This window comes from Streptococcus mitis, assembly GCF_002096735.1.
Classification (GTDB): domain Bacteria; phylum Bacillota; class Bacilli; order Lactobacillales; family Streptococcaceae; genus Streptococcus; species Streptococcus mitis_CZ.
In genome coordinates, this window is sequence record NZ_NCVC01000017.1 from 138,357 (window position 1) to 152,416 (window position 14,060).

Annotated in this window: 17 protein-coding genes; 5 read left to right on the forward strand and 12 right to left on the reverse strand. The window is 40.6% G+C overall.

The genetic code is table 11. The features are described 5' to 3' along the window. The first annotated feature begins 5 nt into the window (after window positions 1–5). Together B7703_RS07735 and B7703_RS07740 are read left to right on the forward strand one after the other, a co-directional pair. Window positions 6–494 carry a GNAT family N-acetyltransferase gene (locus B7703_RS07735; protein WP_084924306.1) on the forward strand — a complete coding sequence of 163 codons (489 nt, stop codon included), beginning with the start codon at window positions 6–8 and terminating at the stop codon, window positions 492–494. 72 nt (window positions 495–566) lie between these two features. Beyond that, complete coding sequence (locus B7703_RS07740; RefSeq protein WP_084924308.1) at window positions 567–1,034, forward strand: 8-oxo-dGTP diphosphatase; 468 nt, start codon at window positions 567–569, stop codon at window positions 1,032–1,034. Here the strand turns inward: B7703_RS07740 and B7703_RS07745 are convergent. The 5 genes from B7703_RS07745 to coaB form a co-directional block, all read right to left on the reverse strand. Then, window positions 1,031–1,546 (reverse strand): transcription repressor NadR, encoded by a 516-nt coding sequence (locus B7703_RS07745; protein ID WP_049509367.1) that lies wholly within the window; start codon window positions 1,544–1,546, stop codon window positions 1,031–1,033. The genes B7703_RS07740 and B7703_RS07745 overlap by 4 nt on opposite strands. An 11-nt stretch (window positions 1,547–1,557) precedes the next feature. Continuing rightward, complete coding sequence (locus B7703_RS07750; RefSeq protein ID WP_060628206.1) at window positions 1,558–2,085, reverse strand: ECF transporter S component; 528 nt, start codon at window positions 2,083–2,085, stop codon at window positions 1,558–1,560. A 291-nt stretch (window positions 2,086–2,376) separates the two neighbouring features. Further along, window positions 2,377–2,940 (reverse strand): ECF transporter S component, encoded by a 564-nt coding sequence (locus B7703_RS07755; RefSeq protein WP_000747412.1) that lies wholly within the window; start codon window positions 2,938–2,940, stop codon window positions 2,377–2,379. Continuing rightward, window positions 2,924–3,475: a phosphopantothenoylcysteine decarboxylase gene (coaC, locus tag B7703_RS07760; protein WP_084924310.1), complete on the reverse strand. Its 552-nt coding sequence runs from the start codon at window positions 3,473–3,475 to the stop codon at window positions 2,924–2,926. The genes B7703_RS07755 and coaC overlap by 17 nt, the downstream gene beginning before the upstream one ends. An 11-nt stretch (window positions 3,476–3,486) precedes the next feature. Beyond that, window positions 3,487–4,176: a phosphopantothenate--cysteine ligase gene (gene coaB, locus B7703_RS07765; protein ID WP_084924312.1), complete on the reverse strand. Its 690-nt coding sequence runs from the start codon at window positions 4,174–4,176 to the stop codon at window positions 3,487–3,489. 225 nt (window positions 4,177–4,401) lie between these two features. Between coaB and B7703_RS07770 the strand changes: the two genes are divergently transcribed. The 3 genes from B7703_RS07770 (at window position 4,402) to radC (ending at window position 9,248) form a co-directional block, all read left to right on the forward strand. Then, complete coding sequence (locus tag B7703_RS07770; protein WP_084924313.1) at window positions 4,402–6,072, forward strand: formate--tetrahydrofolate ligase; 1,671 nt, start codon at window positions 4,402–4,404, stop codon at window positions 6,070–6,072. Between the two features lie 161 nt (window positions 6,073–6,233). Then, complete coding sequence (gene pcrA, locus B7703_RS07775; protein ID WP_084924315.1) at window positions 6,234–8,525, forward strand: DNA helicase PcrA; 2,292 nt, start codon at window positions 6,234–6,236, stop codon at window positions 8,523–8,525. A 42-nt stretch (window positions 8,526–8,567) separates the two neighbouring features. Then, window positions 8,568–9,248: a RadC family protein gene (gene radC / locus B7703_RS07780; protein ID WP_078238416.1), complete on the forward strand. Its 681-nt coding sequence runs from the start codon at window positions 8,568–8,570 to the stop codon at window positions 9,246–9,248. On the opposite strand, the gene B7703_RS07785 is transcribed toward radC, so the two are convergent. From B7703_RS07785 to B7703_RS07815, 7 genes are all read right to left on the reverse strand, one after another. Further along, window positions 9,245–9,934: a gamma-glutamyl-gamma-aminobutyrate hydrolase family protein gene (locus B7703_RS07785; RefSeq protein WP_084924317.1), complete on the reverse strand. Its 690-nt coding sequence runs from the start codon at window positions 9,932–9,934 to the stop codon at window positions 9,245–9,247. The two genes, radC and B7703_RS07785, sit on opposite strands and share 4 nt — an antisense overlap. A gap of 17 nt (window positions 9,935–9,951) precedes the next feature. Continuing rightward, on the reverse strand, window positions 9,952–10,593 hold the full coding sequence (locus B7703_RS07790) for a redox-sensing transcriptional repressor Rex (protein ID WP_000653417.1): 642 nt from the start codon (window positions 10,591–10,593) through the stop codon (window positions 9,952–9,954). Window positions 10,594–10,675: 82 nt separating this feature from the next. Continuing rightward, a complete protein-coding gene (locus tag B7703_RS07795) occupies window positions 10,676–10,891 on the reverse strand; it encodes a DUF4649 family protein (protein ID WP_070527726.1) in 216 nt (71 codons plus the stop codon). A gap of 7 nt (window positions 10,892–10,898) precedes the next feature. Further along, on the reverse strand, window positions 10,899–11,246 hold the full coding sequence (locus B7703_RS07800) for a DUF1831 domain-containing protein (protein ID WP_000863540.1): 348 nt from the start codon (window positions 11,244–11,246) through the stop codon (window positions 10,899–10,901). 4 nt (window positions 11,247–11,250) lie between these two features. Beyond that, window positions 11,251–12,366, reverse strand: coding sequence for a cysteine desulfurase family protein (locus B7703_RS07805; protein ID WP_084924320.1), 1,116 nt, complete (start codon window positions 12,364–12,366; stop codon window positions 11,251–11,253). Between the two features lie 9 nt (window positions 12,367–12,375). Continuing rightward, window positions 12,376–13,335, reverse strand: a complete 960-nt coding sequence (locus B7703_RS07810; protein WP_001283818.1) for a ribose-phosphate diphosphokinase — start codon at window positions 13,333–13,335, stop codon at window positions 12,376–12,378. A gap of 111 nt (window positions 13,336–13,446) precedes the next feature. Further along, a complete protein-coding gene (locus tag B7703_RS07815; protein ID WP_084924321.1) occupies window positions 13,447–14,016 on the reverse strand; it encodes a CYTH domain-containing protein in 570 nt (189 codons plus the stop codon). Between the last annotated feature and the right edge of the window lie 44 nt (window positions 14,017–14,060).

The following is a 14,060-nucleotide window of genomic DNA, read 5'->3' on the forward strand; positions in this document are numbered from 1 at the left end:
AATAAATGACGGTTATTATTAAATCAATGGAAACTCCTGAAGAGATAGAAGGTAAATCACTTGTTCACTGGAAAGCGTGGAGAGAAGCTTATGACGACCTTTTGCCTGCAGAATTTCAGGAGACAATGACATTAGAAAGATGTCGATTCTTTAGTCAAAAGTTTCCAGAAAATACATTGATTGCGATGGATGGTCTGAAGGTAGTTGGTTTTATAAGTTATGGCAACTTTCGTGATGAGACTATTCAAGCTGGTGAAATTATTGCTTTATATGTTTTAAAAGACTATTATGGAAAAGGTATCGCACAAAAGTTAATGAAAGCAGCTTTGATTGCTCTTGATCATTTTTCTGAAATTTTCTTATGGGTATTGAAAGATAATAAGCGCGCCATTGCTTTCTATCAAAAAATGGGCTTTACTTTTGATGGACAAGAAAAGATGCTTGAACTTGGAAAGCCTATAAAGGAAAAACGGATGGTATTCTATTCTAAATAATTTTAAAAAGTAGAAGCTAATGGTACTGGTACCAAGTCTAAAAATTTAATAAATTAGAAAGCGAGTAAATTTATGTCCCGTTCCCAATTAACAATTTTAACAAACATTTGTCTGATTGAAGACCTCGAAACTCAGCGCGTGGTGATGCAGTATCGCGCTCCTGAAACCAATCGCTGGTCAGGTTATGCCTTTCCAGGAGGCCATGTAGAAAATGGCGAATCTTTCGCAGAGTCTGTTATTCGTGAAATCTATGAAGAAACAGGATTGACTATCCAAAATCCTCAACTTGTCGGCATTAAAAATTGGCCACTGGATACAGGTGGGCGCTATATTGTCGTTTGTTATAAGACAACTGAGTTCTCTGGTACCCTTCGCTCTTCAGATGAAGGAGAAGTTTCTTGGGTGCAAAAAGACCAGATTCCAAACTTGGATCTGGCCTATGATATGTTACCCTTGATGGAGATGATGGAAGCTCCTGACAAATCTGAATTTTTCTACCCTCGCCGTACAGAAGACGATTGGGAAAAGAAAATTTTCTAGTCTTTTACTAAATAACCGAGCTGATCCAAGGCCTCCTCGATATAGTGGAGGTCTTGTTGTGTTTCGGCCTCGACTAGGTGGTAATGGATGCCATCTGTCAATTCAGATAAAGGTCTAAAATCAGAATGCTCGACTTGTTCTAGAAAATGTTGTACATCTCTGCGGCAAGACAGTTTCAGCAAGGTTTCAATTTCTCCATAAACGGGATGGTCAATCAAGGTGTTTTGAACACGTCCACCATTATCTACGATAGCAAGGAGTTCTTGACCGATTTCTTCAACTTCATGTTTCACTTTGAAAAGTTTGTGAACATAAGGATTGGTTTCAATTTGCTTATAGACGTAGCCACGATTAGTGGATAGGATAGGAGCGCCATCGGCTCTTAAAATTGCAATGTCCTGCACAATGACCTGACGTGTGACATGAAAATGTTCAGCCAAACTTTGGCCATTGAGGGCTTTAGGGGCTTCTTTCAAGAGTTGAAGTAGGGCTTGTTTGCGATCTTTTGTCATAGTTCTTCCTTTTAACGGCGTTTTCGAAGCACTTTATAGACGGCTAGTGCTAATGTATAGTCTACCATACTATGGATAATTGTGCCAAATCCAACTAGTACAAATAGAACATAAAACATATTTTCTACATTGGTACCAGAAGTTGCGTAAAAAACGACACAGGCCAATACTTCAGCAAGGGCATGGATAAGCGCTAAAACAAAGTTAAAAATCCAGGAAGATTTTGGTTTATCAAGGGTTTCGGGGAATTTTTGTAGGTAAAGAGCTCCTAGAGTCCCAAAAAAGATATGGGAAAAAGCTCGAAATACGATAACCATAGGATAGCCAGCCATCAAAAATCCAAAACTAGAGGCTATGATGACAAAAATTGCCATCAAGGGCGACAAGAACATAGCGATAAAAATAGCGATGTGGCTCCCCAAAGTGTAAGAAGCAGGTGGAATGACAATCTTAAAGGGCATAACAATTGGAATCAAAATCGCAATAGCCGTTAAGAGGGCAGTCATTGTCATAAATTGTGTCTTTTTCCGTGTATTCATAAGAATCTCCTTTTTAACTGTATATACACTAGTATAGTACTATAAACAAGACAATAAAGCAAGGATTTACTTGGGTTTATAGGTCGTTTTTAAGTTAATAATCTTCGAAAATCTCTTCAAACAATGTCAGCTTCCATTTGCAACCTCAAAACCGTGTTTTGAGGAACCTGCAGCTAGCTTACTAGTTTACTCTTTGATTTTCGTTGAGTATAAATATTGGTAAAGATTTAACTAAAAAGGAACTACTTCAAACAAAATCTCCACCTTCAGGTTTGAAAGCGGAGATTGTTTTTATTTCTTCAAGGTTTGTAGTCGTGGAACAATAGCTAGAGTAAGAACTGCGGAAATGACTAATTCGGCAATCGAATTTGTTGAGATAACAGTTGCTAGGAGTTTTTGGATATTACCATCAAAAACATTTCCAAAAAGGTAGAAAATTCCACCAAGTACAAAGACTGTGTTGGTAAGTGAACCAAGGGCACCAGCTAGAATCAGACCAGTTTTATTTTTCATCAGTTTATAAACTAGATACGGAGTCAAACCAATCAAAATACGTGGGACGATGGCAATGATAGCTGAGTAGATGTTTCCGTTTGGTACAAATGGGGAGAAGAGGTAACTTGTCGGTAGAATTGTAATCGTGTTAACAGTTAAGCTAAGTAGCCCCATCAAAAATCCAAGTGTAACTCCAACGCGTGGACCGTAAATAATGCTGGCAATAATGACAGGAATATGAACGATAGTCGGCTTGATTGGAAATGGAAAAAGGTTAAAGATAAGTGAGCTCAGAAAGTGTATCACGAGCATGGTTGCAAAAAAGATAGCAATAGGTGCAATATTAGAGCGTTTTTTCATCGATAGTTTCCTTTATTCTTTCTAAAATAATTGTGAGGTCGGCTAAAGCTCCTCTTCCGTGGTCTCCGCAAGCTAGTAGGGATTCCTTAGGAGCAATCAGCTGATAGCCGTAGCTTTCTAATGTTTTCAGATTAGCCTGAGTTGCCGGATGGTCATACATTTTTGTATTCATAGCAGGAGCTATTAGTTTAGGAATATGACTGGGCAAGGCTAGAGCCGTACTGGTCACCATGTTGTCCGCAAAGCCGTGGGCTAGTTTTGCAATAGTGTTAGCTGTTGCAGGGGCCACGATAAATAAATCTTCTTTTTTTCCAAGTTCGATATGATTGACTTGATCAGGATAGGGTTCCTTCATGACATCTAAGTGGACAGGATTCTGTGAGAGTACCTGTAGTGTCAAAGGTTGGATAAACTCTGTAGCAGCCTGGGTCATTAAGACAGTGACTTGATGACCTTGTTTTTTAAGCGAACTAACTAAATCTGCCGACTTGTAAGAGGCGATAGACCCCGTTACAGCCAAGAGAATATGTGCCATAGCTTTCCTTTCTATGAATGATAGGCTTGAATTTTTTCAAGGAGAAGTTCTGCAATTTCTTCTTTAGTCTGGACTGTTTGAAGCTGATCTTTTTCAACAAAAATTGCACGATGCTGGTTTGCTGAAATTTGAGTCAGGTCATTTGCGATAATCAAGTCTGCTTGGTTTTTGATAAGACTTTTTCGGGCAATCTCGATGAGATAATCCTCAGAGACATCAACCAGTAGTTTGAAACCAATCAGATGAATAGTAGGATTCCACTCCTTGACTAAAGAGATGATTTTGGGTGTCTTTTTTAGGAACAAAACCTGAACCTCGTCAGTCGAAGAAATCTTTGCCTGATGATTCTGCTTGCTTAAAAATTCTTCTAGATTGGAACTAGATTGAACTTCCTCAAACCCTGTCATATAGACAGGAGTGTAATCAGATACGGCCATTGAGTGAATCAAGACCTGATAATCCTGAACACGTTCTTGCATTTCCAGTAGAAGGTTCTTGGTATTGTTAATTTCTCGAATACTTAGGTTAGGATGGGTTTCTGGCTTCAGAGCTCGTTTTGTTGTTATCAAACAAACTTCATGCCCTGCAGCAAGCAAAGTTTCTGTGATGATTTTCCCCAAGCGTCCTGTAGAATGGTTAGTGATAGAGCGGACGCTATCGATAGCTTCACTGGTACCGCCCGATGTAACTAAAATTTTCATAGCACTATTGTACACAAAAATAAACGGTAAGTAAAATGAAAGTGATAAAAATTTGGTAAAAGGAAAGAATATAGTTTCAAACTATAAAGCCATATAAAATTTAAGAAAGGACTCTAAAAACCTTAAAAATAGTGATATTTACGAACGTTTAGAGAGTTTTAGGATGTTAAAAATCTTGTTTTGTGTTATAATGAATTATCATATAAGAGGTTAGAGGAGTTTTGAATGAAAACAGATATTGAAATCGCACAGAGTATTGAGCTGAAGCCAATCGTTGATGTTGTAGAGAAACTTGGTATTTCTTACGACGATTTGGAGTTGTACGGAAAGTACAAGGCTAAGCTCAGCTTTGATAAAATTCGTGCAGTTGAGAGCAATCCAGTTGGAAAATTGATTCTGGTTACTGCCATCAATCCAACACCTGCCGGTGAAGGAAAATCAACCATTACCATTGGTCTTGCGGATGCCTTGAATAAAATTGGCAAGAAAACCATGATCGCTATCCGCGAACCATCTCTTGGTCCTGTAATGGGGATTAAGGGGGGTGCTGCAGGAGGTGGTTACGCTCAAGTTCTGCCAATGGAAGACATCAACCTCCACTTTACAGGGGACATGCATGCCATTACGACTGCCAACAATGCGCTTTCTGCCTTGATTGACAACCACTTGCACCAAGGGAACGAGTTGGGAATTGACCAACGTCGTATCCTATGGAAACGTGTAGTGGACTTGAACGATCGCGCCCTTCGTCATGTAACCGTTGGACTTGGTGGTCCTTTAAATGGTATACCACGTGAAGATGGTTTTGACATTACCGTCGCTTCCGAAATCATGGCGATTCTTTGCTTGGCTACGGACATCGAGGACTTGAAACACCGTTTGGCTAATATCGTTATCGGTTATCGCTATGACCGTACACCTGTTTCTGTAGGTGATTTGCAGGTTGAAGGTGCATTAGCTTTGATTTTGAAGGATGCGATTAAGCCGAACCTAGTTCAGACAATTTACGGAACACCTGCCTTTGTACACGGTGGTCCATTTGCCAATATTGCTCATGGATGTAATTCAGTCTTGGCAACAAGCACAGCCCTTCACTTAGCTGATTACACAGTTACTGAAGCTGGTTTTGGTGCAGATCTTGGTGCCGAGAAATTCCTTGATATCAAGACGCCAAACTTGCCAACATCTCCAGATGCAGTTGTCATTGTTGCAACCCTTCGTGCCCTTAAGATGAATGGTGGTGTTGCTAAAGACGCTCTGAGAGAGGAAAATGTAGAAGCAGTTCGTGCCGGTTTTGCCAACTTGAAACGCCATGTTGAAAATATCCGTAAATTTGGTGTACCTGCAGTTGTAGCAATCAATGAATTTGTCTCTGATACTGAAGCTGAAATTGCAGCCTTGAAAGAACTTTGTGACTCAATCGATGTACCAGTTGAATTGGCTAGTGTCTGGGCTGATGGTGCAGAAGGTGGAGTAGCACTTGCCGAAACAGTTGTCAAAACCATCGCTGAAACCCCAGCTAACTATAAACGTTTGTATGACAATGACCTTTCTGTCCAAGAAAAGATTGAAAAGATTGTCACTGAAATCTACCGTGGTAGCAAAGTAAATTTTGAGAAGAAAGCTCAAACGCAAATCGCTCAAATTGTTCAAAATGGTTGGGACAAATTGCCAATCTGTATGGCTAAGACCCAGTATAGCTTCTCAGACAATCCAAATGCACTTGGAGCACCTGAAAACTTTGAAATTACCATTCGTGAATTGGTACCAAAATTAGGTGCAGGCTTTATCGTTGCCTTAACTGGTGATGTCATGACCATGCCAGGCCTACCAAAACGTCCAGCAGCTCTCAACATGGATGTTGAAAGCGATGGAACAGTATTAGGCTTGTTCTAGTATATTGAATTTGATTTTAAATGAGTTTGGAAATACTATCCAAGCTCATTTTTTATCTAGATATAAGAAGTTTCCTTCTAGACGCAACCAGTCTAGGTAAAGATATTTTCCCTGAATTCTGATATAATAGAAATATTGACTTCAAGAGTAAGGAAGAGAAGATGAACGCATTATTAAATGGAATGAATGACCGTCAGGCTGAGGCGGTGCAAACGACAGAAGGTCCCTTGTTAATCATGGCAGGGGCTGGTTCTGGAAAGACTCGTGTTTTGACCCACCGTATCGCTTATTTGATTGATGAAAAGATGGTCAATCCTTGGAATATCTTGGCCATTACCTTTACTAACAAGGCTGCGCGTGAGATGAAGGAGCGTGCTTATAGCCTCAATCCATCCACTCAGGACTGTCTGATTGCGACCTTCCACTCCATGTGTGTTCGTATTTTGCGTCGGGATGCGGACCATATTGGCTACAACCGTAATTTTACTATTGTGGATCCTGGTGAACAACGAACTCTCATGAAACGCATTCTCAAGCAGTTAAACTTGGATCCTAAAAAATGGAATGAACGAAGCATCTTAGGAACCATTTCCAATGCTAAGAATGACCTGATTGATGATGTTGCCTATGCTGCCCAAGCTGGTGATATGTATACGCAAATCGTGGCCCAGTGTTACACGGCTTATCAAAAAGAGCTTCGTCAGTCTGAGTCGGTTGACTTTGATGATTTGATTATGCTGACCTTGCGTCTCTTTGATCAAAATCCTGATGTTTTGACTTACTATCAACAGAAGTTTCAATACATCCACGTTGATGAGTACCAAGATACCAACCATGCTCAGTACCAATTGGTCAAACTCTTGGCATCGCGCTTTAAAAACATCTGTGTGGTTGGGGATGCGGACCAGTCTATCTACGGTTGGCGTGGTGCTGATATGCAGAATATCTTGGACTTCGAAAAGGATTATCCCCAAGCCAAGGTTGTTTTGTTAGAGGAGAATTACCGCTCAACTAAAACCATTCTTCAAGCGGCCAACGGGGTCATTAAAAACAATAAAAATCGCCGTCCTAAGAATCTCTGGACTCAAAATGCTGATGGGGAGCAAATCGTTTACTATCGTGCCAATGATGAACTAGATGAGGCTGTATTTGTAGCCAGAACCATCGATGAACTTGGTCGCAGTCAAAACTTCCTTCACAAGGATTTTGCAGTTCTTTATCGTACTAATGCGCAGTCCCGTACTATTGAGGAAGCCTTGCTCAAGTCAAATATCCCTTATACCATGGTTGGCGGAACCAAGTTCTACAGCCGTAAGGAAATCCGAGATATTATCGCTTACCTCAATCTTATTGCCAATTTGAGTGACAATATCAGTTTTGAACGTATTATCAACGAGCCGAAACGTGGAATTGGCCCAGGCACTGTTGAGAAAATCCGTGACTTTGCGAATATGCAAGACATGTCCATGCTAGATTCTTCAGCCAATATCATGTTATCTGGTATCAAAGGTAAAGCAGCCCAGTCTATCTGGGATTTTGCCAATATGATTCTGGATTTGAGGGAGCAACTGGATCACTTAAGCATTACTGAGTTGGTTGAGGCCGTACTAGAAAAAACAGGTTACGTCGATATTCTAAATGCTCAAGCGACTTTAGAAAGCAAGGCTAGGGTTGAAAATATTGAAGAGTTCCTTTCTGTGACGAAAAACTTTGATGACACCTCTGATGGGTCAGAAGAGGAAACTGGTCTGGACAAACTGAGTCGTTTCTTAAATGATTTAGCCTTGATTGCGGATACAGATTCAGGTAGTCAGGAGACATCAGAAGTGACCCTGATGACCCTGCATGCTGCCAAAGGTCTCGAGTTTCCAGTTGTCTTTTTGATTGGGATGGAAGAAAATGTCTTTCCGCTTAGCCGTGCAGCTGAAGATCAAGATGAATTAGAAGAAGAACGCCGTCTGGCCTACGTAGGTATCACGCGTGCAGAGAAAATTCTCTATCTGACCAATGCTAACTCACGCTTGCTTTTCGGTCGTACCAACTACAATCGTCCGACTCGTTTTATTAACGAAATCAGCTCAGACTTACTTGAGTATCAAGGGTTGGCTCGTCCAGCAAATACAAGCTTTAAAGCATCATATAGTAGTGGTGGCCTTGCCTTCGGTCAAGGTATGAGTTTGGCGCAGGCCCTCCAAGACCGTAAACGCAGTGCGGCCCCAAAAACTATCCAGTCAAGCGGTCTCCCATTTGGTCAATTTACAGCTGGAGCAAAATCAGCGTCTAGCGAGACAAATTGGTCCATTGGTGACATTGCCCTCCACAAGAAATGGGGAGAGGGAACTGTTCTGGAAGTTTCAGGTAGCGGTGCTACTCAGGAATTAAAAATCAATTTCCCAGAAGTAGGTTTGAAAAAACTTTTAGCTAGTGTAGCCCCAATTGAGAAAAAAATCTAATTTTCCATCCTTCTCACGAATAATAAAGTGAGGAGGATTTTTATGTATAGTATTTCATTCCAAGAAGATTCACTATTACCAAGAGAAAGACTGGCCAAAGAAGGAGTCGAAGCGCTCAGTAATCAAGAGTTGTTAGCTATTTTACTTAGGACTGGAACACGTCACGCTAGCGTTTTTGAAATTGCCCAGAAAGTCTTGAGCAATCTTTCAAGCCTAACGGATTTGAAAAAAATGACCCTGCAGGAATTACAGAGTCTATCTGGTATTGGGCGCGTTAAGGCCATAGAATTACAAGCAATGATTGAACTGGGGCATCGTATTCACAAGCATGAGACCATTGAGATGGAAAGTATTCTTAGTAGTCAAAAGTTGGCCAAGAAGATGCAACAGGAATTGGGGGACAAAAAACAAGAGCACCTGGTGGCGCTCTATCTCAATACTCAAAATCAAATCATCCATCAACAGACCATTTTTATCGGTTCTGCAACTCGTAGTATCGCTGAGCCGCGAGAGATTCTTCACTATGCTATCAAGCATATGGCGACTTCTCTCATATTGGTTCACAATCATCCTTCGGGAGCGGTAGCCCCTAGCCGAAATGATGATCATGTCACTAAACTTGTAAAAGAAGCCTGTGACCTGATGGGGATTGTCCTTTTGGACCATTTGATTGTCTCCCATTCTAGTTACTTTAGTTACCGTGAAAAGACAGATTTAATTTAAAGTTCATTTACGACATAGTCAAAGAGGTTTTTATCTTTGGGACGATTTTCAAAAAGAAATTCTGGATGCCATTGGACACCGAGAAAGGCAACATCATCCGTGCTCATAACAGCTTCAATGATACCATCTTTAGGATCATGAGCCACAATTTTTAAATTTGGTGCTAAATCCTTGATGCTCTGGTGGTGGAAGGAGTTGATATGGGAAATTTCTCCATAGATTTCTCGAAGAACTGTATCAGGTTCTGTTACCAATCGCTGAGTTGTGTACTCAGCAGAACAATCCTGCCAATGGTCTTCGATATCTTGGTACAAAGTTCCACCCATGGCAACGTTAAAGAGTTGAGTTCCACGGCAGACAGAAAAAATTGGCTTTTTCTGTTTAATAGCTTCCTTGATGAGGGCCAGTTCAAAGATATCCCTTTGAAGGTGGTAGTCATCGCTATCGATGGTTTTTGGTTCACCATAGAATTTTGGATCAACATTTTGCCCACCTGTCAAGATGAGCTTGTCAATCATACTGATATAGTGGCAGGCCATTTCTTGATCACCAATCGGTAGGATGATGGGAATCCCTCCAGCGTCTTTAACGCCTTCAACAAAGCCTTTTGCTACGTAGCTCATCATGATGTCATCATCTGGATGAGTTTTTTCGTTTCCTGTAATCCCAATAACTGGTTTTTTCATAAAATGATTTTCGCTTTCTAATCCTCTTTTCGCATGAAGTAGAGGAGGGTTTGGAGTTCACTTGTCAAATCGACATACTGAACGACCACATCTTTTGGTAAATGCAGATGGACTGGTGAAAAACTGAGAATTCCTTTCACGCCAGCATCCACCAAGAGATTGGCAACCTCTTGTGACTTGACGCTGGGAACTGTCAGGATAGCAGTCTTCACATCAGCATCCTTGATTTTATCCTTGATTTGAGAAATCCCGTAAATGGGAATCCCATCAGGAGTTTGGGTACCGACTTCAGGATGGTCATCTAGGTCAAAGGCCATGATAATCTTCATCTTGTTGCGCTCATGGAAGCGGTAGTGGAGAAGGGCATGGCCCATATTTCCAATACCTACCAGCATGACATTGGTAATGGAGTTATCATTGAGTAAATCGGCAAAAAATGTCATCAGTTTTTTGACATCGTAGCCAAATCCACGCCGACCTAGTTCACCAAAATAGGAAAAATCACGACGTACGGTCGCGGAATCAATACCGATAGCCTCTGCAATTTGCTTAGAGTTGGCACGTTCAATCTTTTCTGCATGAAATCTCTTAAAAATTCGATAGTAGAGAGAGAGTCTTTTCGCTGTAGCTTTTGGAATAGCAGACTGTTTATCTTTCACAAAATCACAACCTTTCTATTCTTCTATTTTATAGAAACATTGTGAAAAAATCAACAAAAACAAGAAAAAACTAAGAAAAATCTTAGTTTTGATGTAAAAAATCTGCATGTGATAGAAAACGGTAGAGGTCTCCGACCAGTCCCTGGTAAAGTTCCTGTCCCTTAAAGGTTAAAGAAGTCACATAAAGTGTATCTGGCAGGGTCACACAGCCTGACAAAGCTAGCATGAGTGATTCATAATCCTCGTACTTGAGAGTCCGCTCTACCTGATAGCTATCTTTATAGGTTAGTTCAAACATATGTGACCTATCTTTCCGATTTTGTAAAGACACCACGTTCTACCAAACTATCCATGAGGAAGTAGAATTTTTCCTGATGAATGTGGTGGTCTTCTGATTTGAAAATATCAACCAGGCGAAGGCCAAACTTGTCAGTGATATTGATTTTAGCCCCTGTGAGTTCCTTGTTGATAATGATTTTTAGTTGGAAGCCTTCTCCGCTGTTTGGTACCTTTTCAAGTAGGCGAGTCAGTTCATAGTTACCAACTTTTGTTTCAAAAAAAGTATTGTCCTTGAGGGTGAATTTCTTAACAGAAGGGCTAAGAGTGTAGTCGTAACGACAATTTTTTAACTGAATGGTTTTTTCAAATGCCATATGGCTAACCTCCGATAATTTCTTTTAAGGTTTTTGCGAGGGTTTGTAGGTCTTCGATAGTATTTTGTGGCGATAAACTGATGCGAACGGATTCCTTTAATCGTTCTGAATTTGCCCCGTACATGGCTTCAAGAACATGGCTGGATTGGACAATGCCTGCAGTGCAAGCTGAGCCAGTAGAGATAGAAATTCCAGCTAAATCTAGACGGAGGAGTAAAAGGTCGTTTTTTTGACCAGGGAATCCAATATTGAGAACATAAGGAAGATGATCTTGTCCTCTATTCAGATAATACTGAACTTCCTCAAGCTCCGCAAGAAAAGCAGTTTCTAGATTTTGTACATGTTGGAAATGTTTATCTTGTTTTTCTAGGTCTTCTTTTAGAGCTGCAACCATAGCAACGATGCCAGCTAGATTTTCAGTGCCTGCACGTTTTTTCTGTTCTTGGTCTCCGCCATGGAGATAGGAATCAAAGTCCATACTTGATGCGTAGAGAAAGCCGATTCCCTTAGGGCCATGGAATTTATGGGCTGAAGCAGTGAGAAAATCAATGCCTAATTCTTCTGGATGAATAGGAATTTTACCGATTGCCTGAACTGCATCAACATGGTAGGCAGCTGGGTGTTGCTTGAGGATTTGGCCAATTTCAGCAATGGGAAGTAGGTTTCCTGTCTCATTATTAGCAAACATGGTAGAAACCAAAATTGTATCATCACGTAAGGCCTCTTGAATTTGCTGGGCGGTGATTTCCTGATTTTTTGGCTGGATAATGGTTACTTCAAAACCAAAGTGTTGAACCAAGTAATCAATCGTTTCAAGGACAGCATGGTGTTCGATGGCAGTTGTGATGATATGTTTTCCTCGTTCTTGATGACGAAGACAGTAGCCAATGATAGCAGTATTGTTGCCTTCTGTCCCACCAGAAGTGAAAAAGATATGTTGAGGTTTTGTCCCCAGTAACTGAGCTAGCTCCTGACGGGCTTCTCGCAAGAGTTTGCCAGCTTGACGACCATGCCCATGAATACTAGAAGGATTTCCATAGATTTCTTGCATAATCTCGGTCATAGCTGAAATAGCAACTGCTGACATGGGAGTCGTTGCAGCATTGTCTAAATAAATCAAAGAATCACCTTATTTCTTTTTGTTGTAGGCAAAGAGTGGGCTGACTGGTTTTCTTTCGTGGATACGGACGATGGCATCACCAATTAACTCACTAGCAGTGATGTAGCATACGTTTTTAGGAGTTTTTTCTTTTGTTGCTACTGAATCAGTCACAAGAATTTCCTTAATATTAGTGTTGTCAAGAAGTTCAGCAGCTCCTTCGACGAAGAGACCATGACTAGAAACAGCATAAATTTCTGTAGCCCCTTCACGTTCAACGATTTTAGCAGCTTCAGAGAAGGTGCGTCCTGTATTAAGAATATCATCAATCAAGATGGCTTTCTTACCTTCAACATCACCAATAATATAACCTTCGTTACGAGTTGCATCGTCCTGAGGGTAATCGATAATGGCGATAGGAGCATCAAGATATTCAGCCAGACTACGAGCACGTTTCACCCCTGAATTTTTAGGGCTAACCACGACAACATCTGAACCGAGTAGGCCCTTATCGCAATAATGTTTTGCAAATAGGGGAACTGTGAAAAGGTTATCGACAGGGATGTCAAAGAAGCCTTGAACCTGAACGGCATGCAAATCAAGCGTAAGGATACGATCGACACCAGCCTTAACTAGCATATTGGCAACTAGTTTCGCTGTAAGTGGCTCACGAGGTGAAGCGATGCGGTCTTGACGTGCATAGCCAAAATATGGAAGGACAACGTTGATACTGTGCGCACTTGCACGAACACAAGCATCAACCATGATAAGCAATTCCATTAGGTGGTTGTTAACAGGGAAACTTGTTGATTGGATGATGTACACATCATAACCACGGACACTTTCTTCGATATTTACTTGGATTTCTCCATCTGAAAATTGACGTGATGATAGTTTTCCAAGTGGGACACCAACAGCTTGAGCAATTTTCTGTGCAATCTCTTGGTTAGAGTTGAGTGCGAAAAGTTTCATATTTTTTCTATCTGACATTATAGACCGTCCTCTGTAAACTTTTTAAATCCTAGCCATATCTGCCTAGCCTATATGAACTGGGATTTTTGTATTTTATCTCTTCTATTTTACCAAAAAATGGAGATTATTTCAGCTATTTTTCATGCTTTTGACAAATCGAACCAATTTTGAGGGAGCTTTTTGATAAGCGATCTGATTTTCATCTAAAAATTGCTGGAAATCTTGTTTCCCTTGCTCGTGATTTTCCACTTCAAGCTCTAATTCGTAATCTGTAATATCAAAGTACTGACTTTCATCCAGCGCCATGAGACCAATAGCTGTTTGCATTTCATAGCGAAGCGTTTTTAGACAACCTAGTACCTGCCAGTTCTTGCTTTGGATGCCATGTTTCGCCAATTCATCGAGCACAAGCCCCTGAGGAAGTTCTTCCTTAGCCAGATAGTTTTCAGCATCTTTTAGTTGTAATTTTTGATTGTATTCCATGTTTCCGACACTTTGTGGGACTTTGAGTGTCAATTCTGCCCAGTCTTCAAAAGTACGAATGCGCATAGCAACTTTCTTTTCTCGAAGTTCAAAATTAGGCGTGTCGATGTAGTAATTTTTTTGAAAAACAGGAGTGACGTCTGTGAACTGGTCTTTTAGACGATTGTATTCATCTTTTTTCAAGAGTGTTTTCAATTCAATTTCTAAATGTTTCATTTTTCTTACCTTTTCTTTATCGTTGAAAGCGGATTATATGATAT